We start from the raw sequence: 23,729 nt of genomic DNA, 5'->3' as shown, positions 1-23,729 counted from the left end.
CTAATGCAGAACGTATAGAGTTTTCTTGACTGGGTATTGATTTAATTGAGCGCTCGAAAATACCTGTAAATAATATCCCCCCAATTAAATCGAAGAGTCAATTTTTTGGAGAAAAGACATGGATTTTTTCATGTTTTTTCTTCAAATTTCAATCAGGGTAATAGTGATGAAAATATTAAAGGTCTTAATTAATTTAAAAATCAATAAACTAGTCCAATCCTTTATCGATTATCTGATTGATGCTGGACATTTTGTTTTTGTGAATGCGCATTGGGTTGAAATGCAGGCAACATGGATTGATAAATATACCCATAATTTTAGGGTAGTTAGTGAAGATCAGTTAGAGCAACTGAATGTTAATTATGAGTTACATTTAATGGGTACCTCAAAAGGATTAAAAAATGAGTCCATTATTCTAGATTTTGAACTGACCACTGATCAAATAAATCTTTTCTCGTTTATTGGCAAAAATAATGCGCAAAAACAAGTAGTCAATAAGCAAATAATTAATCCTTATCATCAGCAAGATCCTAATTTTTTACCTTATATAAATAGAGAATTAACAGAAGTATTCATCGACACCATTATCCATCTTTCTAAATATGGAGAGAATGAATTAACTCCTGTGGCTAGAGTTCCAAAAGCTAATCAATTCGTAGCATTGCAGACTTATGAATATGAACTTGTAGCCTTGAATCAATATTATCAATCGGTTCAAGGCAATGAAGATGTTTTTTTAATTGACGCTCATCCCCAAAAGATAAAGGCAGCCAGAAGTAGCCAATGTTGTCATTTGCCCCAAAAAGATTATTTAGAGCTCTTCACACTTTATTTATTACAATTATTCAATTCTAGAAAAGATGGTATCTACACTTATGATCTATTGATTGCTAGCAATAAACTGACCAAATTTGTTCCATGTTATTTCAACGACGATTATTGTTCTTTACAGAGCCATTATCAGGATCCACGTTATGAAGTGATTCATAATAAGTTTTATGCAGTTACACCATCAACTCATTCTTCTGTTTTGGTATCCTTTGATGAGAAAAGTCAAGAACACGATGCAGTCGTATCTATCCATTATGATTCGCAATTAGCACAAATTACCGTAAGTTACCCACAACACCTTCATTTTTTTGCCTCATTGCCACAGATTGTGGACCAATTTTTAGCAGGGCTTGATTCTTTTATGCAAGGGCGAATGCGCTTAGGTCATTTTCAACAATTGGCTTCTGCATCCTGGTTAATGCCACAAAATACCCAAAAAACTTTTCCGCAAACATTGATTCATCAATTGTTTGAACAACAAGCAGCGTTATTGCCTCATAATGTAGCGGTAAGTTGTGGGGAAATCTATTTAACTTATAATGAGTTAAATGAACAAGCCAATCAGTTAGCGGCATGGATTCATACCCAAGGGATTGCTGAAAACCAATTAATCGTTCTTTATATGGAACGTAAGGTCGATTTGGTTGTTGCGGTTTTGGCGGTGTTAAAATCAGGTAATGCTTACGTTCCTTTGGATCTGAAATACCCCAATGAACGTGTGGCAACTATTATTGAAGATTGTCAGCCTGCTTTAATTTTGACTCACGGCTGTTATTACGAAAAATTAAAACAAATCACGCCAACAACTCCTTTACTTGCTTTAGATGCACCAGACATCAGGGCGCAATTATGTTCCTTTTCTCAGGAAAACTTAGAACCTTGTAACGATGTGACGCATTTAGCTTACGTTATTTATACCTCAGGAACAACAGGAAAACCTAAAGGGGTTATGATTGAGCATAGGGCTTTGGTGAATACGATTTCTTATTTTGCCGAGACAGTCAAATTTAGTGCAACAGATAAATTGCTTGCTGTGACTACTATTGCTTTTGATATTGCGGGTCTTGAATTATATATGCCTTTGATTTGTGGCGGTGAAATCATTCTTGCTCGTCAACAAGAAGTCATGGATGCACCACGTTTACTGCAAATTATTGAGGAAAAACAAATAACCGTGATGCAGGCAACACCATCATTATGGCATCTGGTGGTTCAAGCTTTAGGGGATAAAACTTTAGCAATTCGTGCTTTGTGTGGGGGTGAAGCCTTAAATGAAGTTTTAGCCACCGCATTAATGCAAAAAGTTTCGTTTTTATGGAATGTTTATGGACCTACTGAAACAACGATTTGGTCTACTATTAATTTATGCCGGGAGACAAACAATCCTTCTTTTATAGGGAAACCTATAGCGAACACGGAATGTTATGTTTTAGATGAGCATTTGTTGCCATTACCTGTTGGAGTAATTGGTGAGTTATACATTGGTGGTGCTGGATTGGCTCGTGGTTATTGGTGTCGAGAAGAATTAACCACACAACAATTTCTTTATCATTCATTTACTGATTCATCGCAGGCCTTTCGTTTATATAAAACAGGGGATTTGGTACGCTGGACCTCTGCTGGTGAACTTGAGTTTCTTGGTCGTAATGATTTTCAAGTGAAAATTCGTGGGCATCGCATTGAATTAGGTGATATAGAAAGTGCCTTAAATGAGTTCGCTGGAGTACAACAAAGTGTAGTCGCGGTAAAGACGATGCAGGATGAAGAGCAAGCGTCACAAATCAATCACTATTTGGTGGGGTATTATGTTGCTCCTTCTTGTATAGATGAAGAAGCAATACTTGTGCATTTGGCAAAGAAAATACCTGATTATATGATGCCCAACATGCTTATGCGCTTGGAAGGAATTCCATTAAATCCTAATGGTAAAGTGGATCGCAAAGCTTTGCCTATACCTAATTTTAATAGTTCTGCTTTTATGGCACCTAGAAATGAATTGGAGATCAAGCTGTGTGCGATCTGGGCTAAAGTTTTAGGGTTGCCTGTAACGCGCGCGAATATACTGGATGATTTTTTCCGTTTAGGTGGGAACAGTATTTTAGCCATTCAATTGGTGAATAAAATCAATCATGAATTGCATTCAGATATTGCGATTCGTGATGTATTTATAGAAAAAAACATTGCCAATTTAGCGCATCGTGTGGAACAAAGTCTAGGTAGATTTATTTATAAAGAGTATCAAGTTCAGCCTATGGATAAGAGCAATCTTTATCAACCTTTTCCGCTTAATAATGTGCAGCAAACTTACTATTGGGGACGATTTGATCATTTTGAGTTAAGTAATATTTCTACCCATGTTTATACGGAATTTAAATATATAGGGTTAGATGTAGAACGATTGCAAAATGCCTTCAATCAGTTAATTCAGCGGCATTTGGCGTTAAGAACTGTATTTATTGAGGATCAGCAATGTTTTCTGGAAGAGGTTACGCCGTATGCAATTGCTTATTTTGAATTAAGTACAGAGGCGGAGTTATTGGCTATTCGTCAGCAATTTTCCCATAAAGTATATTCGCCAGATACTTATCCATTATTTGATGTGTTTGTCACTAAATTCAATGGCATTTATCTACTGCATGTAAGTTTTGATGCCATCATCATTGATATGAGTAGTTTTGAAATTCTCTTTACGGAGTGGATTACGCTTTATGAGCATCCTGAACATCGGTTCCCAACATTACAGCTTAACTTTCGCGACTATATTCTGCAAAGTGAGCGATTAAGAGCAAGCCTATTATTCGAGCACGCTCAAGTTTATTGGCAAAAGCGTTTGGATGACTATTATTTGGAAATGAATTTACCTTTGATTGCGCGTCCATCACAGGTGAAGTACCCACATTTTCAACGAATTAGTAAAATAATTCCCAAGCTGATTTGGGATAAATTAACCGCCAAAGCGCACCATATTGGAGTTAGTCTTACAGCACTGGTTTTAGAAGCTTATGCGCGCACCCTTTGTTTTTGGAGTGGGCAAAAGCAAGTAGCAGTTAATTTAACTTTATTTAACCGCTTACCCTTACATCCTCAAGTGAATGATCTGATTGGTGATTTTACTGCTTTGGAACTTTTTGCCTATCAATATAACACTTTAGAAACAGTCAATTCTGTACTTGAAAAAACGCACCAACAGTTATTAACAGATCTTGAACATAATTTATTTGACGGTATTGATTTCCAAAGAATGCTTCGACAACATCATTCCATTCCTTCGGATACTATTTTATCACCGATAGTCCTAACCAGTGTCTTAGGGGGAGCAAATCAAAGCAGCTTATTTCATCTGCCTATGAATTCTTCTTACCAAGGCATTCATTATGCGATTTCACAAACCTCACAAGTTTGGTTGGATAATAAAGCGTATGAAACCCATGAAGGATTTATTGCGGAGTGGGATTATGTAGAGCAGCTTTTTGCCCCGCAAACCATACAAGCCATGCATGAAACGTATTGTCAATTAATTGAAGCATTAGCGCTTACCGATTGGGAGCACGACGTATTTCCCGCTGCTGTTTTACCCAAACTGCATACACAACTTATTAATGAGGCCAACCAGTATCCCCGAGCGTTCAGTGAAGAGACATTGGTGAGTGCTTATGAGCGCTCTTTAGAAGTAGCGGGATGTTCTGAGTTAATCGCGGTGATTGATGCAGGGAAAAAGGCAGAGTATAGCCATGGTGAATTATGGTCAGCGAGCGAACAGGTGGTGGCGTCTCTTTTAGCCACAGGCAGTCAAGGCCGCTTAATTGCGGTGCTGAGTGAGAAGGGTTACAGCCAGGTTGTAGCGACGTTATCGATTATGAAGGCAGGCTATGCGTATTTGCCGTTGCATGTAGATTGGCCGCTAGGACGCGTGCATGAGGTATTAAAGCAGGGAGGAGTCGAGTTGGTGTTGGTATCGCGCAAGATGGCAGCACACGAAGAGACTTATGCTTCCCTAGTTAATGAGTATGAGGTTTTGATTATCGAGGACGCATTGGAGCATGCTGTGGATTTGGGTTTAGAAAAGCCCAAAGTTCATGCCGATGATGTGGCATATGTCATTTTTACCTCGGGTTCGACAGGCAAGCCTAAAGGGGTGACGATAAGTCATCGCGGGGCATTAAATACGATTGAAGCGGTGAATGAACGCTTTGGGGTGAGCAGCAAAGATAAAGTATTGGCTTTATCGGAATTAAGTTTTGATTTGTCGGTTTATGATATTTATGGGTTGTTGCTTGCGGGCGGTTGTATTGTATTTCCCGAGCAAGAGCAAACCAAAGAACCTAAGCATTGGTTGTCTTTGATTGAGGCGCATCAAATCAGTTTATGGAATACGGTGCCGCAGCTTGCTGGATTGTTGGTTGATGAAGCAGAAGGGCCATTGCCCTCTTTGCGGGCGTTTTTATTAAGTGGCGATTGGATACCGGTGTCGCTGCCGAAGAAGCTCAAAGAAAGTTGCCCTGAGGCGACGGTGATGAGTTTGGGTGGTGCGACTGAAGGCAGTATCTGGTCGATTTGGTATCCCATCGAGGAAGTGAATCCTAATTGGAGTAGCATTCCTTATGGAGTGGCCATGCCCAATCAGCATATGTATGTGCTTAATCAAGATGGAGCACATTGTCCTGTGGGGGTTATGGGTGAAATCCACATCGGAGGAATGGGGGTTGCGTTAAATTACTGGGGTGATGAGGAAATTACCCAACGTCAGTTTTTTACGCATCCGCAGTTAGGAAAAGTGTATCGCACCGGTGATTTGGGGCGGTGGCATGAAGATGGGTATATGGAGTTTTGTGGCCGTAATGATTTTCAAGTCAAGATTAATGGATATCGTGTTGAATTGGATGAAATTACCGCCAAAATAGAGCAGATTAAGGGCGTGGAAAAGGCAGTTGTGGCTCTGCAAAAACATGAAGGAAAAACGCATTTGGTGGCTTATTTATTGCCAGAAAACCGCAAGCAAGAAAGCTCCTTGGATAAAGATCTTTTCAAATTAGAACAACGTGGCTTGCTGGCCAACAAGCATATTTCTTATCAATTACCACAACCTATTTTAGTAACTCATCCTAATCGACGCAAAAGTTATCGGAATTTTATTAGTACACCAATTGACAGTACATTAGTGCAAAAAATAGGTAATTCCAGCCTGATGATGCAAGCAGAGTGTAAATATCGTCTTGCTCCGATTGATATCCAGTCCTTAATGCGTGTGTTGGCAAGTATCGCTGGACAGCAAGTAGCCAATAGAGCATTGCCCAAATACCAATATCCTTCTGGTGGGAGCTCCTACTCCGTGCGTTGTTTTGTGAATGTTCCTGATAAATTACAGGATTTAGAACAAGGATTATTTTATTATCATCCCTTAAAACAGGCTTTGTGTGCTACCGACCTAATGTCGTCTGCAGACGACATTGAGTTCCACTTTGTAGTGCATTGGCCAGCAATTCAACCCTTGTACGCTGATTTATCTAAAAAGCTCGCTTATATTGAGCTAGGACATATGCTGCACTTAATGTTGTCTTCTCTTTTAGTAGAAGGTTTTTCGTATGCGCTTTCTATAGAGGATAAGGTTTTGGATAGTGACAATCACTTATTGGCCAAGGTGAAGTTGACTCAGGAAAAAGCTTTTTTTCCATGCTTTTCGCTTGGCTTAAAGTACTTATCCAACCAGAACCAAAGCTATGTAGATGAGACGCAAAACTCGGTTCTTTCTTTACGAGATTTTTCCATATTTACGCAAAGCAGTGAATTTGGCCAACTGTTGCGTGCTAGTCAATTGATGATCACTGCTGAGGGGGATGATTCTTGGCAAAACTACCTGATGGCTGGTTACTCATTTCAAGCAATCAGCCAGTCTTTATATGCACATAACATAGGTAGCTGTACCTTAGGCTTTACCCCTTATGCAGGCGCTTTATATGCCATGGTATTGGGAAGCATTGAGGCACAAGAACAAGAAAAACCAGAAAGTGCGCCCCCCCTTATTTCACTAGAGCAGTTGATGAATCAAGAATTAAGTCACTCTTTGCCTGATTATATGTTGCCACATGCTTATGCTTTATTGGATGTTTTGCCTTTGAGTGCTAATGGCAAATTAGCTAAAAATCAATTGCCTGAAATTACCATAAAACATGAGTATCAGGCTCCAGAAACCGAGTTTGAATGGCAGATGGCGAGCATTTGGGCAAAAATTTTGTCTTTATCTCCTAGCTCAATTGGCCGCGTAGATAATTTCTTTGCCTTGGGCGGTAATTCGCTATTGGCGATGCAATTAGTAAGGCAATTAAATCGTGAATTGAAACTGAATATGAAATTAACTGATTTGTACCAATACAGCACACTGCGTGACATTGCCAGGAATTTTTCTCCTGCACAAGAAGAGGTACGTGAAGAGGGAGTTATTTAATGAGTGCAACACGTTTGTTATATCAATTGCAAGAGTATCGTATTCTGCTCTGGAAAAATAATGAGGGTAATTTAGCGTTTAGCGTGGATAAAAGTATTGGCTTTTCACAAGAATTGAAAGAACAGGTAAAACACTATAAAACTGAATTATTGTTTTTGTTGGAATACAATGACATTCATTCAGAAGAACAAGCTAAGTGTTGTAGCTTTTATAAGATACCTGAGCAATTAAACAAGCAAGTGCTGCAAACCATTCAAAAAGGAATGTATTTACAAACTACTTTGGATGAGCAAAAAGCTACCTATACCGTTCCTTTGTTTGTGTTTTTTAAAAATGCTAATCCCGATGTATTAAAGCAGGCAATTCAACACCTAGTGAACAGAAATCCAATCTTAAGGATGCGTGTTGTTGATGGATTTGGTTATGAGATTCTCCCTGAAAATAGCGTAACAATTCATGAATCCAGTATTAGCGCACCACAAATAACCCTGGTTTGTGAGCAAAAAGGACGAAGAGCTTTTGCTGTGGATGATGAGCCCTTAATTCATTTGGAATTAATGCAAATTAGCGACACTCAAGACTACTTAGTTAATTTAACCCATCATCACATGTTATCAGATGCTTATTCTGCTGATTTAATGATCAATGAACTTGTGGATCAGTATCAAAAAATAAGTAAAGGATTCGTAGCGAAACATGAACGTACGTTTCACTATTTTGATTACACGTTTTTTCAAGATTATTCTTTAAATACAGTACCTTATCAGCACGCCATTCACCGACTAGCGCAGCAATTAGATGAGGCTGAGCCTTTGAATTTATTAGCGCGTAGCACAGCTTTAGCAGATAATCGCGCTGGGTTTCATGAGTTTAGATTGGAAAAACAAACTTATAAACAGGTGCAGCAGTTAGCCCTTGAGCATGAAATCAGTGTGTATTCTTTATTGTTAACTGGTCTGTATCAGGTACTCAGTACGTATTCAGGTGGACAAACTAACTTTCCGATTGCCTTGACTGTTTCAAACCGCTTACCAGAAATGAATCAGGTTATTGGTCCTTTTATCAATACATTACCTTTAGTTCCTGAGTATAAAAAAGAGGAAACAGTTTTATTTCATGCGCAAAAAATTCATGAGGCGATTTCTTTTCTGAATACACATCATCAGATAAATTTGGATGTTTTGGCACAACATTTAAAGCGAAGTCATGAGGACTTACCTGCTTTGCTGCAGGTATTGTTTACTTTTCATAATTTTAAACAAGTACTGGCGCCAGCAGTTGCAGAGTTTGCACAGCCTATTTTATTGCCCGATTGTTACGAAAAATTTGGCATCTCGATTATCGCCAAAGAGTGCGATGAGGGTATCTATTTTACCGTGACTTATTTTGCTAATCGCTACGAAAGTGGATATATCACACAGTTATTTGAGTGTTTTACCCATTTATTAACGAAATATGGTGAAGGTGCAGGACTGCAAAAAATATCCTCTATTCATTTATTAGATGAATGTTTAGAGAACCGTATTGTTCATCAATTGAATCACACAGAAGCGTATTTTCCGCAACAAAAAACCATTAATCAGCTTTTTGAAGAGCAAGTTGCACGAACTCCAGAGAATATTGCTGTTGTTTATGAGCAGAATCATCTCACTTATGAAGTATTAAATAATCGTGCAAACCAACTGGCTCATTTTTTACGTGAGCATTATGCTTTAAAGCCAGATACGATGGTCTGCCTTTGCCTGGATCGTAGTGAACATATGATGATTAGCATCCTAGCGGTGTTAAAGGCTGGGGCTGCTTATGTGCCTATTGCTCCTGATTTTCCCCAAGCACGAATTGAGTATCTGATTCAAGATACTCAGACTCCTTTGCTGTTAACCAATCAGCACCATCAGTCCTGGTTAGCGTCTTTTTTAACGTTACCTGTGCATGCTGTAGACGAAACGAGTTTTGTCCAGCAACTTGCCAAACAACCTTGTGACAATCTTGCTCCGCAACATACCAGCGATCATTTGGCTTATGTAATTTATACCTCCGGTACTACAGGACAACCTAAAGGGGTAATGGTTGAACATCGCGGCGTAGTGAATCGCATTCATTGGATGAATCGCCAATATCCGCTGAGTGAGCAGGATAAAATCATTCAAAAAACACCGTATGTGTTTGATGTTTCTGTTTGGGAGTTGTTATGGGCGCATTGGTATGGTGCTTGTTTGGTTTTTGCCAAGCCTGAAGGGCATAAAGATGCAGATTATCTGTATGACTTGATGCGCCAAGAAGAAATTACCAGAGTACATTTTGTTCCATCGATGCTTAACGTCTTTATGGATGCATTGGATTTACGCCAGGGCACGATTCCTAATTTACGGATGATTTTTTGCAGCGGAGAAGCGCTCAAATTAACGCAGGTAAAACAAGTTCATGACTTATTGCCCCATACTGAGATCCATAATCTCTATGGTCCAACAGAAGCATCCATTGATGTTTTATACGCTGATTGCAGCGACAAGAGTATTACCGAAATTGTTATTGGTAAACCTATAGATAACACCACGGCCTATGTTTTAGATGAGTACATGAATCCATTGCCTTTTTATGCTTTGGGTGAGCTTTATATCGGTGGTGTGGGCTTGGCGCGTGGGTATTTAAATCGTGTCGAGTTAACCAAGGAGCGTTTTGTTACTAATCCGTTTCAATCTTTAGAACAAAAAACAAAAAATTACAACAGCCGTTTGTATAAAACAGGGGATATAGTCAGTTTATCTCCAGATGGAGCAATTGCTTATCATGGTCGCAATGATTTTCAAGTGAAGATCCGTGGTCATCGTATTGAGTTAGGCGAGATTGAGCAAGCGTTGCTTGCTTGTCCGCAGGTGAAACAAAGTTTGGTGGTGGTGAAGAAACAATCGGGCCAAGCGTATTTGGTGGGTTATTACGTCAGCGATGCCGAGCAAGACGAGCAGGTGATGCTGGAGCAATTAGCAAGGCGCTTGCCGGAATACATGGTTCCTACGCGGTTGGTCCATTTAGATTCTTTTCCCTTAACAGCCAATGGCAAGTTGGACCTAAAAAATCTTCCAGAGGCAGCCCAAGGTCAAAGAAGAGATTATGAATTACCGAGTACCGAATTAGAGCAGCAATTGAGTGTTATCTGGAGTGAGGTCTTAGGGATAAAAGCAGGTGGTTTGAGTGTTCATGATGATTTTTTCCGCTTAGGAGGAGACAGCATCATCAGCATTCAGCTCATCAGCCGCATACGGCAACGCTTGCAATTGCAAGTAAGTGTAAAGGATTTATTTAGCTGCCGCACGCTACGTCGTTTGCATGAGCACCTGGTAGCGCGTTGTGAGCCGGAGTTGGGCGTATTGGCCTCAGGTGAGCAAGGATTATTGAGGGGGTCGGTAGGGTTATTACCGATCCAAGATTGGTTTTTCGCACACTCTTTTGCGAAAGGTTGGCATTGGAATCAATCTTTTTTAATTAAAACTCCTGCCTTGGATGTGGGCCGTTTGCGTTCTTGTTTGCAGCAATTAGTAGCTCATCATGATGCATTTCGGCTTCGTTTTCGCGAACGAGATGGCACGATAGAGCAATATTATGATGCAGAGAGTGCCTTTGCGGGTTTACAGGTATTGGATGTCAGCGGTGTTGATGTGGCTGCATTAGAAGAGCAGATGACACTGTGGCAGTCGGGGTTTAATGGAACAACAGGCCCGTTGTATTGTGTTGCCTATTTGTCAGGTTATGCGGATGGAAGCAGTCGTATTTATGTTGCTATGCACCATTTACTGGTTGATGCCGTGAGTTGGCGGATATTGGCTGATGATTTACACCATCTTTATGAGGGGCAATCTTTAGGGGCTAAAGGCAGTAGCTACCGCCAATGGGTTGACGTGTTGCAGGATTATGCAGAGTATCATGAGGACGAGCGTGCTTATTGGCAAGAAGTGGTTGCTGATTTAAAAGAGATACCTGCTTTAGAGAAACAGTCCGTACTCAGTGTTGCCGAATTGGAATTGGGCGAGGAATTCACGTCCTTTTTATTAAGAGAAGCGAATGGTGCTTATCATACCCAAATCAATGATTTGTTACTCACCGCATTGGCTTATGCGTTAAATGACCTCAGTGGTGAGAGTGTACATCATGTGACTTTGGAGGGGCATGGTCGCGAAGACATCGCTGCTTCCATTGATGTGACACGAACTGTGGGTTGGTTTACGAGTTTGTATCCGGTTCGCCTTGCGTTGGGTGATGATTTAGGTCACAGCATCAAGAAAATTAAAGACAATATACGGCAAATTCCTAATAAAGGAATTGGTTATGGGGCGTTGTTGGGTTATGCCATTGCCCAGATGCCCGTGGTTAGTTTTAATTATCTGGGTCAGTTTGAGCAGCAATCTGAATTTTGGCATGTAGTTGATGAGCCTTCTGGACAGGCCATGCATTCGGAGAATCAGGACTACCACCTAATCAATATATTAGGGATGATTGTTGATGGCCGATTAAAATTGAGAGTTGATGCACACTTGGATGAGCAAAAAACCCAACAATTACTGCATGCATTACACCAGCATTTACATTCTATTCTAGCGCATTGCCAAAGTCGTCAAGACAAACCGCAATATACACCAGGTGATTTTAAAGGTGTTTTAAGTGAAGCAGATTTAGCAGCTTTACCTTTGTTGCCCAGTGCTGAGCAATATGTTTGGTTCCCAATGACCGAAATTCAGAAAGCTTATCTATTGGGACGTTTAGGTGAATATGAAATTGGTAACGTATCTAATCATGTCTATAGTGAATATTATTACCCTTCACTTGATGTCCCCAAACTTGAAACGATCATCAATTATTTGATTAAAGAATATCCTGTGCTACGTACGGTTTATTCTTATGAACAGTTGCAACAGCGATTTTTATCATTGGATGAAACGCCTTATTATTCAATTAAAGTGAATGATTATCGTCACTTGACCGGCGATGAAAAAGATTTACAACTCATTCGAGAGCGTTTATCACATCAGGTTTATGATCCGCAAGCATTTCCTTTATTTGCTTTTGAAGTCACTCAGTTTCGCACTATGTGGGTGCTGCATGTGAGCTCGGATTTAATTTTATTGGACGTTAAGAGTCGTTTATCTTTTTTCAGCGCAATCAGTGCATTATATCGTAATCCAGAGCAACAAATCACATCGCCTAGTATTTCGTTTAAAGATTATCAGGAATACTACCAGCTATTAAAGCATTCAATTTGGTATGTGCGTGATAAAGAGTACTGGGAGGGTATGCTTCCATCTATGCCTTTACGCCCAAGTTTTCCGTTTAAACAGGCCCCTGAGCAAATTGAATATCCTACCTTTTCAGCCCATACTTTGCTCGTGGATAAAGAAGATTGGACTTTATTTAAGCAAAAAGCCAGTGATTATCAGGTATCTTATTCTTCCGTTTTGTTGAGTTTGTATGGCAGTGTACTGGCTTATTTCTCAGGACATAAGGAATTTTTGATCACCCTGACGCTATTTAATCGTTATGCCATCCATGATGAGGCTAATGCGATTTGGGGGGATTTTACGACGACTGATTTATTCCATTTTAAAGATTTAGGTAAAAACTGGATTGATACTTTTGAGCGTACGCATCAACGTATGTGGGATGATATCAATCACGCACTTTATACAGGAATGGAAGTGCAAAGGGCTTTAAGTAAACTACATGGACTGGACGCCACTGAAGCTGCGTCACCGATTGTATTTACTGGGGTGGTGGGGAATAAATCACACCACTTTGACTCAGAAACCTTCTTACAAGCAGATGAGTTCAAAGAAAAACGCTATTGGTGTGGGCAAACGTCTCAGGCATGGATTGATTTGCAGGCAGTAGAAACAGGTGACTGTTTTATGAGTAAGTGGCTGTATGTCGATCAATTATTTACCGAAGATTTTATCGCGACTTTGAATCAAATTTACTGTAATTTGATTAAGGCTTTAGCACATCAAGATTGGAATCATTCTATTGATTTATCTCACTATTTACCCAAGAAACATCAAGAAATTATTGCTGCTGCCAATCAGTATCCCCGAGCATTCAGTGAAGAGACATTGGTGAGTGCTTATGAGCGCTCTTTAGAAGTAGCGGGATGTTCTGAGTTAATCGCGGTGATTGATGCAGGGAAAAAGGCAGAGTATAGCCATGGTGAATTATGGTCAGCGAGCGAACAGGTGGTGGCGTCTCTTTTAGCCACAGGCAGTCAAGGCCGCTTAATTGCAGTGCTGAGTGAGAAGGGTTACAGTCAGGTTGTAGCGACGTTATCGATTATGAAGGCAGGTTATGCGTATTTGCCCCTGCATGTAGACTGGCCGCTAGGACGCGTGCATGAGGTATTAAAGCAGGGAGGGGTCGAGTTGGTTTTGCTGTCGCGCAAGATGGCAGCACACGAAGAGACTTATGCTTCCCTAGTTAATGAGTATGAGGTTTTGATTATCGAGGACGCATTGGAGCATGCTGTGGATTTGGGTTTAGAAAAGCCCAAAGTTCATGCCGATGATGTGGCGTATGTCATTTTTACCTCGGGTTCGACAGGCAAGCCTAAAGGGGTGACGATAAGTCATCGCGGGGCATTAAATACGATTGAAGCGGTGAATGAACACTTTGGGGTGAGCAGCAAAGATAAAGTATTGGCTTTATCGGAATTAAGTTTTGATTTGTCGGTTTATGATATTTATGGGTTGTTGCTTGCGGGCGGTTGTATTGTATTTCCCGAGCAAGAGCAAACCAAAGAACCTAAGCATTGGTTGTCTTTGATTGAGACGCATCAAATCAGTTTATGGAATACGGTGCCGCAGCTTGCTGGATTGTTGGTTGATGAAGCAGAAGGGCCATTGCCCTCTTTGCGGACGTTTTTATTAAGTGGCGATTGGATACCGGTTTCACTGCCGAAGAAGCTCAAAGCAAGTTGCCCTGAGGCGACGGTGATGAGTTTGGGTGGTGCGACTGAAGGCAGTATCTGGTCGATTTGGTATCCCATCGAGGAAGTGAATCCTAATTGGAGTAGCATTCCTTATGGAGTGGCCATGCCCAATCAGCATATGTATGTGCTTAATCAAGATGGAGCACATTGTCCTGTGGGGGTTATGGGTGAAATCCACATCGGAGGAATGGGGGTTGCGTTAAATTATTGGGGTGATGAAGCGATTACTCAACGTCAGTTTTTCACCCATCCGCAATTAGGAAAAGTGTATCGCACCGGTGATTTGGGGCGGTGGCATGAAGATGGGTATATGGAGTTTTGTGGCCGTAATGATTTTCAAGTGAAGATCCGTGGTCATAGAATCGAGTTAGGCGAGATAGAGCAAGCGTTGCTTGCCTGTCCGCAGGTGAAACAAAGTTTGGTGGTGGTGAAGAAACAATCGGGCCAAGCGTATTTGGTGGGTTATTACGTCAGCGATGCCGAGCAAGACGAGCAGGTAATGCTGGAGCAATTAGCAAGGCGCTTGCCGGAATACATGGTTCCTACGCGGTTGGTCCATTTAGATTCTTTTCCCTTAACAGCCAATGGCAAGTTGGACCTAAAAAATCTTCCAGAGGCAGCCCAAGGTCAAAGAAGAGATTATGAATTACCGAGTACCGAATTAGAGCAGCAATTGAGTATTATCTGGAGTGAGGTATTAGGGATAAAAGCAGGTGGTTTGAGTGTACATGATGATTTTTTTCGCTTAGGAGGTGATAGCATCATCAGCATTCAGCTCATCAGTCGGATACGGCAACGTTTGCAATTGCAAGTGAGTGTAAAGGATTTATTTAGCTGCCGCACGCTACGTCGTTTGCATGAGCACCTGGTAGCGCGTTGTGAGCCGGAGTTGGGCGTATTGGCCTCAGGTGAGCAAGGATTATTGAGGGGGTCGGTAGGGTTATTACCGATCCAAGATTGGTTTTTCGCACACTCTTTTGCGAAGAGTTGGCATTGGAATCAATCTTTTTTAATTAAAACTCCTGCCTTGGATGTGGGCCGTTTGCGTTCTTGTTTGCAGCAATTAGTAGCTCATCATGATGCATTTCGGCTTCGTTTTCGCGAACGTGATGGAAGGATAGAGCAATATTATGATACAGAGAGTGCCTTTTCAGAGGTGCAGGTATTGGATGTCAGTGGTCTTGATGCGGCTGCATTAGAAGAGCAGATGACACTGTGGCAGTCTGGGTTTAATGGAACAACAGGACCGTTGTATTGTTTTGCCTATTTGTCAGGTTATGCAGATGGAAGCAGTCGTATTTATATTGCCATGCACCATTTACTGGTTGATGCCGTGAGTTGGCGGATATTGGCTGATGATTTACACCATCTTTATGAAGGGCAATCTTTAGGGGCTAAAGGCAGTAGCTACCGCCAATGGGTTGACGCGCTGCAGGATTATGCAGAGTATCATGAGGACGAGCGCGCTTATTGGCAGGAAGTGGTTGTTGATTTAAAAGAGATACCTGCTTTAGAGAAACAGTCCGTACTCAGTGTTGCCGAATTGGAATTGGGCGAGGAATTCACGTCCTTTTTATTAAGAGAAGCGAATGGTGCTTATCATACCCAAATCAATGATTTGTTACTCACCGCATTGGCTTATGCGTTAAATGATCTTAGTGGTGAGGCCGTTCATCATGTGACTTTGGAGGGGCATGGTCGCGAAGACATCGCTGCTTCCATTGATGTGACACGAACTGTGGGTTGGTTTACGAGTTTGTATCCGGTTCGCCTTGCGTTGGGTGATGATTTAGGTCACAGCATCAAGAAAATTAAAGACAATATACGGCAAATTCCTAATAAAGGAATTGGTTATGGGGCGTTGTTGGGTTATGCCATTGCCCAGATGCCCGTGGTTAGTTTTAATTATCTGGGTCAGTTTGAGCAGCAATCTGAATTTTGGCATGTAGTTGATGAGCCTTCTGGACAGGCCATGCATTCGGAGAATCAAGAAACGCATTGTATTACTTGTTTTGGCGGGATTCATCAAGGTCGTTTAAGAATGGTATTTCGGACTCAGCTGCCTCAAGAAGTAACCGATCGCTTGGCCTTAGTTTATAAGAAGCAACTCTTGATGATTCTTGAGCATCAACGTTCTTTAGCGCGTAGCTTTTTAACCCTAAGTGATATCCATCATTGCGTGAGCGCTCGTTGCTTGGATAAATTACAGCGCGACCGCGAGCTGGATGGGGTTTATTTGGCGAATAGTTTGCATCAGGGTTTTATGTATCATTTTATGAGTCAAGGACAAAAGGATGAAGCCTACCGCATGCAAATTGTCTGGTCTTATGATCGTGAGCTGAACATTGATCTGTTGCAACGCGCATGGGGTTTTGGACAACAACGTTATCCTAGTTTACGGTTGCGCTTTTTGGTCGATGAAGAATTAGTACAAGTTATTGATAAAACTGGGTATTTGCATTGGCAGTTTATCGATTTAAGCCAGGACAAAGACAATCAAGATCTTAAAATACAACAGCTCATCCAAGAGGATAGGCACAAAGCATATGATTTGACCCAAGGGAACTTGTTTCGAATTCAGCTGATTAAACAAGAGGAAACATCTTATATCTGTATTTTTAATGCACATCATGCCATTATTGATGGCTGGAGCGGTCCCTTATTACTTGGGTTTGTACATGAAATGTATATGAAGTTGTTTCGTCAAGAACGTATTGATTTTACGGTAGATACAGCTTACGCACAGTCGCAGCATTTTTTACAAGTTCAAGAATTAGAAAATCAGTCGTTTTGGCAACAGTATATGGGCCAAATAGAACATAAAGCGGATTTAAGTAACCTTCTGCAACAGGGTAAAAAACAGCTTAAATTAAGCGACTACAAATACATCATTCATCAATCAGAACAGACCATTTGCATAGCTCAAGAACGCTTTAAACAGATTAAAATGATGAGTCAAGAACAGGGCCTCACTTTAAATGCGATTATTCTTTATGCGTGGCATAAAGTAATGCGCATTTATGGCAATGGTAAACAAACGGTAGTAGGCACTATTGTTTCAGGGAGAAACATACCTGTTGATCAGGTGGAACACTCTGTAGGGTTGTACATTAATACGCTGCCGATGATTGTGGATCACACCCACCATGATGGCCTTAGTGTGTTAGAGGCCATTCGTAGTGTGCAGGAAATTTCTAATGAAATAAATCAACGAAGTGCGATGAGTTTGGCTAAGTTACAACGTCAGGGGGAGCGCTTGTTTGATTGCTTGTTTCTGTATGGGAATTATCCTAATCTGGCGGTAGAAAATCCAGAAAAGCAATTGTCTTTTAAGATCCAAAGTACTTTTGAAAAACGTGATTATCCTTTATCGCTTGCTGCAGATGAAGAAGAAAGCCAGCTTAGGATTAAACTTACTTATGCTGGCGAATTATTTGATTCATCACTGATGACGCAATTGCTGGCAACTTTAAATTATTTGCTGGATCAAATTGCTCGAAATCCTTTGCAAAGGGTGCATGAATTAAATTATATGGAATCGAGGTTGCCAGAACCAAGCAGTTCTCCTGTTTTATCGCGCACTTTTATTGATTATTTTGAAGAACAAGTTTCTTTGCATCCTGAGCGAATTGCCTTGGTTCATGAACAGACTCAGATCAGTTATGCTCAATTAAATCAACGCGCCAATCAGTTAGCACATTATATTCGCCAACAAACTACTCTTGAAAAAGACAGTTTGATTGGACTGTGCCTGGAAAAAAATGAGTATTTAATGATTGCATTATTGGCAGTACTCAAAGCAGGCAGTGCTTATCTACCCATAGATCCTGCAATGCCTGCGCAACGTGTGCAGCATATTCTGGAAGACAGTCAAGCGAAACTTGTTTTAACGTGTGGTGCAGTAAGGCATAAATTCCCACAGGCGGTAATTTTAGATGATCCTGATGCTGCTTTCGCGATAGCACAACAAGCGACAAGCAATGTGCATTGGCCGCTAAAGCCTGACGATTTGGCTTATGTTCTTTATACATCCGGTACTACAGGACAGCCTAAAGGAGTAATGATTGAGCATGGAGCTTTTTTGCAGACTTTAGTGTCGATGCAAGCTGAATATTTTTCGGAGCAGAAGCCACTTAGTACCTACAGTATGACTCATTTTGTGTTCGATATTTTTGGTTTGGAATACGGTTTGCCGCTGCTTACAGGAGGTAAAGTAGAATTGGGTAATCCCCTATTTGATGTCTTAGAGTGTGGCTCCTTCGATTTTATTCAAATGACCCCCAGTGTGTGTGAGTTAAAATTAGAGTCTTTGCAGTATTGCGAGTCCACCACATTTTTAATTGGCGGTGAAGCACTTGCTCCGGAGTTATTAGCAAAAGCATTAGCTAAAGCACAGAGGGTGATTAATGTTTATGGACCTACTGAAACGACCATTTGGTCCACGGCAAAATTATATTCTAGGGTAACTAACCTCCATCCTATGTCCTGCGGACAAGCCGTGCGGGACGTAGGTAAGGGAGAGCCGTACTCTAAGCAAAATGCACCAATAGTGAGTATTGGTAGGCCTCTTCATCATGAATCGGTTTATGTATTAGATGATTATTTAACGCCCATGCCGGTAGGAGCTATTGGTGATCTGTATATTGGCGGGGCATGTTTGGCTCGTGGGTATTTAAACCGCCCTGATTTAACGGCGAAGCAGTTTATGACGCATCCATTATATAATCGCTTATATAAAACCGGGGATCTGGCTAAATGGTTGCCTAATGGCGAGTTGGCATTTATAGGGCGTAATGATTTTCAGGTAAAAATCAGAGGTCACCGTATTGAATTAGCTGAAATCGAAGCGGTACTGCGCATGCACCCACAGGTAAAACAAACGGTGGTGGCCGAGTTTGCGCAGAATTTAGTTGCTTATTTTACTGCGTCTGAATGGGTGGTTGAAGCGCAACTTCACGACTTTTTAAAAGAACAACTACCCGATTACATGTTGCCCCAGACCTATATGCAGTTGGAGCAATTTCCACTAACGGTTAATGGTAAGTTAGATAGAAAAGCACTACCTAAGCCAAATTTGACCAAACGTGCACATTATGCACTTCCTACCACAGAACAAGAAAAACTTTTAGCTTCTTTATGGGAAGAAGTATTAGGTGTCAGCAAAGTAGGTGTGGCGGATAATTTTTTTGATTTAGGAGGGCACTCCATCTCCTTAATTAAGCTCTTTAGCAAATTACCCGCAGCAATCAAAGCACGGATTACGGTATTGGATTTATTTAAATATCCTTCAATTAGCGCCTTGTTGGGTTATTTAGCTGCAGACAAACATTCAGAAGAAATGGGAGAGAAAAGAATACAGCTTTCTTTAAAACGGGATGATATAGCCATCATCGGTATGGCGGGCCGTTTTCCTGGTGCTGATGATTTAGAAACATTTTGGTTTAATTTACAAACTGGCAAAGAAGGACTCACTTATTATTCGCGCGAAGAGTTACTGGAGCAAGGATTAGATCCTTCTTTAGTGGATCATCCGAATTATGTTAAGGCCCAGTGTAAATTAAGTGATATCAAATGCTTCGATGCTGAATTTTTTAGTTATACCGCTTCGGAAGCGGAGATTATGGATCCCCAGCATCGCTTATTAATGCAATGTGCGTGGCATGCATTGGAAGACGCGAATTATAATCCACATCACTATGCAGGGGATATCGGACTTTTTGCCGGTTGTGGGCAAAATAATTATTTTAGTGATCATGTGTTACCGAACCAAACTCAAGATGACTTATCACGGCAATTTCAATTGATGATTCATCAGCAAGCCAATTTTTTGTGTACCAAAATTGCTTATAAATTGAATTTGACTGGACCTGCAATCACCATTCAGACGGCATGTTCCACTTCTTTAGTTGCAGTACATCAGGCATGTCTGGCTCTAAATGCTGGTGATTGTGATATCGCCTTAGCTGGTGGGGTGTCTATTGGTCAATTGGAAAAGCAAGGCTATTTATATCAACCCGGATTGATTTTTTCGCCCGATGCCAAATGTCGTGCTTTTGATGCTCAAGCTCAAGGTACTTTCGAAGGCCAGGGTGTTGGTTTGGTAGTATTAAAGCCATTGAGTAACGCTTTAGCCGATGAAGATTTTATTTATGCAGTAATTAAGGCTTCTGCCATTAATAATGACGGTCACCAAAAAATTGGTTTTACTGCTCCTAGCCCTCAAAAACAGGCTGAAGTCATTACATTGGCACAACAACGTGCCGCGTGTTCACCAGATACCATCAGCTATATCGAAGCACATGGAACAGGAACTGCTTTAGGGGATCCTATTGAAATGGAAGGACTAACCCAGGTTTTCAAAGATTCAGGCCTTGCATCTGGGGCGTGTGCTCTTGGATCAGTGAAAACGAATATAGGACATTTGGATGTAGCAGCAGGTATTGCCGGATTAATAAAAACGACTTTGTGCCTTTATCATAAGCAATTAGTTCCTACTCTGCATTATCAGTCTGCGAACAGCAAAATCAATTTTGCTGCCAGTCCTTTTTATGTCAATACCGTTTTAAAGCCTTGGACTCAAGGTAATTGTCCACGGCGTGCAGGAGTCAGTTCTTTTGGAATTGGTGGAACCAATGCTCATTTAATTCTTGAAGAAGCACCGTCTGAGGCGAAACAAGAACGAGAATCTCCTGTACTTTATCCTTTTGCCAAAACAGAATATTGGTTACCTGCTGGAAAAACTGCAGCAGTTGTCAAGTCACCAAATCAAGCAAGTAGGGTTATTGTTCGTGATCGTGAGTATATTATCTCTGTTTTACGAGGTTTATGGACTACGTTATTGGGTATTGAGTCCTTTAAAAATAATGAGGATTTTTTTGATTTAGGGGGTGACTCACTGGTTGCAGTGCAATTGAGTGCACAATTGCAACGACAATTAGGTGTGCACCTGGAGTTAATGTCCTTAAATCGAATTACTATTGATGGTTTATTGGCATTAATCGAAAAAGAACAAGAAAAAACTGCTAAAGCGCGCTCGCCGGTAGTTTTAATTAAAGCAGGGAAAACGCATGAAAATAAAATACCCTTAGTGCTCATTCATCCAATCGGTGGCGATGTTTATTTTTACCGCGATCTTGCTAACGCACTCCCTGAAAATCAGGCCGTGTATGCATTACGTTCGCCTTTATTGGATGGGGGGACACCCTTTGCCAGTATCGAATCTATGGCTGCTGCTTATCTGCATCATTTACAGCAGTTTGGCTTAAAACCCCCGTATATTTTAGGGGGTTCATCGTTTGGTGGCGCAGTAGCCATCGAAATGGCACGACAATTGGCTCAAGCGGGACAGTCAATACCCTTAGTAGCACTTATTGATACGCCAGCTTATACCCATTTACCTAAATTGATGAGCCAAGAAGAAATTCTTATGTATCTAATGCAACATGGATTAGGTAATTTGCAGATTTCAGTTGCTGAATTACAGGCACAAAAAACTTTGGAGCAGAAAATAGAGTTTATTGCGAATCGAGCCAAAGATTCTGAGTTAAAAGAATTATTATCCACAGAGTTTTTGCCGCGATTTTTGCATACTTGGCAAGCGCATGGGCAGCTTTTGCATCAGTATCAGCCAGATCCTTATCCAGGTAGAGTACTCTTTTTTGCCCATACTGAGGTTATTGATGATTTTCCTGCCCATCAGGAAGCGCATTGGCAGAAATTGGTTCATGGATCTTTTAAATCTATTTTGGTTCCAGGTACTCATATTACGATGAATGCTGCACCTCATGTAGAAGTGATTGCAGATGCTCTCGTATTTGAACTCAAACAGAGATACTATAGCCTGGAATTATTGGTTGAGGTTGAGGCATGATTGCATTAAATCAATTGGGTATGGCTTATGGCCAACGGCTTCTTTTTTATGACGTAAGTCTGAATTTGAATTCAGGGTTTTGTTATGCTTTGGTGGGCGCAAATGGTTGCGGAAAATCAACTTTTTTTCGGCTGATTACTGGAGAAGAGGAGTTGACCTCCGGAGAAATTATGATGCCTAAGGATGCCACCATTGGTTGGTTGAAGCAGGATCAATTTCGTTATGAAGATACTTTAATTAAGGACATTGTCTTACAAGGAAAGCCAAAACTATGGCAGGCTTTGTCAGAACGTGAGGCCTTATTGGCAAGCGATACTTGGGATGATGAGAAAGGTTTTCGTTTTGCCGCATTGGAAGAAATTATTGCGCATTATAATGGTTATTCGGCAGAAGCAGAGGTCGAAACGATTTTATTAGGTTTAGGAATTGCTAAAGATTATCTGCAAAAACCACTTAAAGCATTGTCTGGTGGCTATAAATTGCGTGTTTTATTAGCGCAAACCTTATTTCAACATCCTTCTGTTTTATTACTCGATGAACCAACAAACCATTTGGATATTTTATCCATTCGTTGGTTGGAGAAGTATTTAAAAAATGAATATCAAGGATTGGTTATCTTTATTTCTCATGACATGGAGTTTATTGATAATTTGGCGGATTATATTTTAGATCTTGATTACGGTGAAATCAGGCAATACCGCGGCAATTATGAACGATTCCTGACGGAAAAAAATCTGCTAGAAGAGCAAAAAAATCTTGAAAAAAAGAGTGCTGAAGCCAAGATTGCAGAAATGCAAAAATTTGTGGATAAATATAAAGCCAAAGCTTCTAAAGCAGGACAAGCACGCTCACGCATGAAGATGATTGAAAAAATTGAAATTCCTGATGTGAAGCACTCCTCTCGGGTTGCACCCCATTTTCATTTCACACCTAAAAAAATATCTGGAAAACATGTAATTAAAGCAGAGCATTTGAGTAAATCGTTTAAGAATAAGACCTTATTCACGCATCTTGATTTCAAAGTAGACCGTGGTGAAAAGGTAGCAATTATGGGGGTTAATGGAATTGGGAAATCTACTTTAATTAAAATCTTGACGGGTATGATGCAGAGTGATGAAGGTCAAGTCATTTTAGGGCATGAAGTACGCATGAGTTATTTTTCTCAAGATCATCATGAGCTGCTCAATCGACATGTGAGTGTCTTTCATTGGTTATCTGATGTAGTGAGCGGCGTGACCGAACAGCAGATACGTAGAGCACTTGGTCAAATGTTATTTGTGAAAGAAGATGTAGATAAGGATATTTTATCACTCAGTGGAGGGGAGGCTGCTCGACTCTTGTTGGCCAAGACTATTTTGGAATCACCTAATTTGTTAATTCTTGATGAGCCCACGAACCATATGGACTTGGAAACCATCGAAGCTTTGGCGCAGGCCTTAGCTCAATATAGTGGAACCGTTGTTTTTGTCAGTCATAATCGACATTTTGTTGACAAAATTGCAACGAGAATTTTATATTTCGACCCACAAACAGGTGTTCGTGATTATAAAGGATGTTATGTGGATTTTGCTCAGCATTATATGGAGTAAATATCCTTATAGAACCATCATTTTGAAGGA

General features: G+C 40.7%; 3 protein-coding genes. All 3 read left to right on the top strand.

Annotation, left to right across the window (positions count from 1 at the left end; translation table 11 throughout):
* Window positions 1-166 precede the first annotated feature (166 nt).
* From DYH34_RS15045 to DYH34_RS15035, 3 genes are read left to right on the top strand one after another with little or no spacing between them, the layout of a single operon-like run.
* Window positions 167-7,273 carry a non-ribosomal peptide synthetase gene (locus tag DYH34_RS15045; protein WP_172465422.1) on the top strand — a complete coding sequence of 2,369 codons (7,107 nt, stop codon included), beginning with the start codon at window positions 167-169 and terminating at the stop codon, window positions 7,271-7,273.
* The gene (locus tag DYH34_RS15040) at window positions 7,273-22,110 is read left to right on the top strand and encodes a non-ribosomal peptide synthetase (RefSeq protein ID WP_115342632.1); all 14,838 of its coding nucleotides are present in this window, start codon (window positions 7,273-7,275) and stop codon (window positions 22,108-22,110) included. Before DYH34_RS15045 ends, DYH34_RS15040 begins: the two co-directional genes overlap by 1 nt.
* Window positions 22,107-23,699: an ABC-F family ATP-binding cassette domain-containing protein gene (locus tag DYH34_RS15035; protein ID WP_058464955.1), complete on the top strand. Its 1,593-nt coding sequence runs from the start codon at window positions 22,107-22,109 to the stop codon at window positions 23,697-23,699. Before DYH34_RS15040 ends, DYH34_RS15035 begins: the two co-directional genes overlap by 4 nt.
* Window positions 23,700-23,729: the final 30 nt, after the last annotated feature.

Origin of the sequence: Legionella cincinnatiensis (assembly GCF_900452415.1) — a bacterium.
Lineage (GTDB): Bacteria > Pseudomonadota > Gammaproteobacteria > Legionellales > Legionellaceae > Legionella > Legionella cincinnatiensis.
This window is presented reverse-complemented; position numbering and strand designations above follow the sequence as displayed.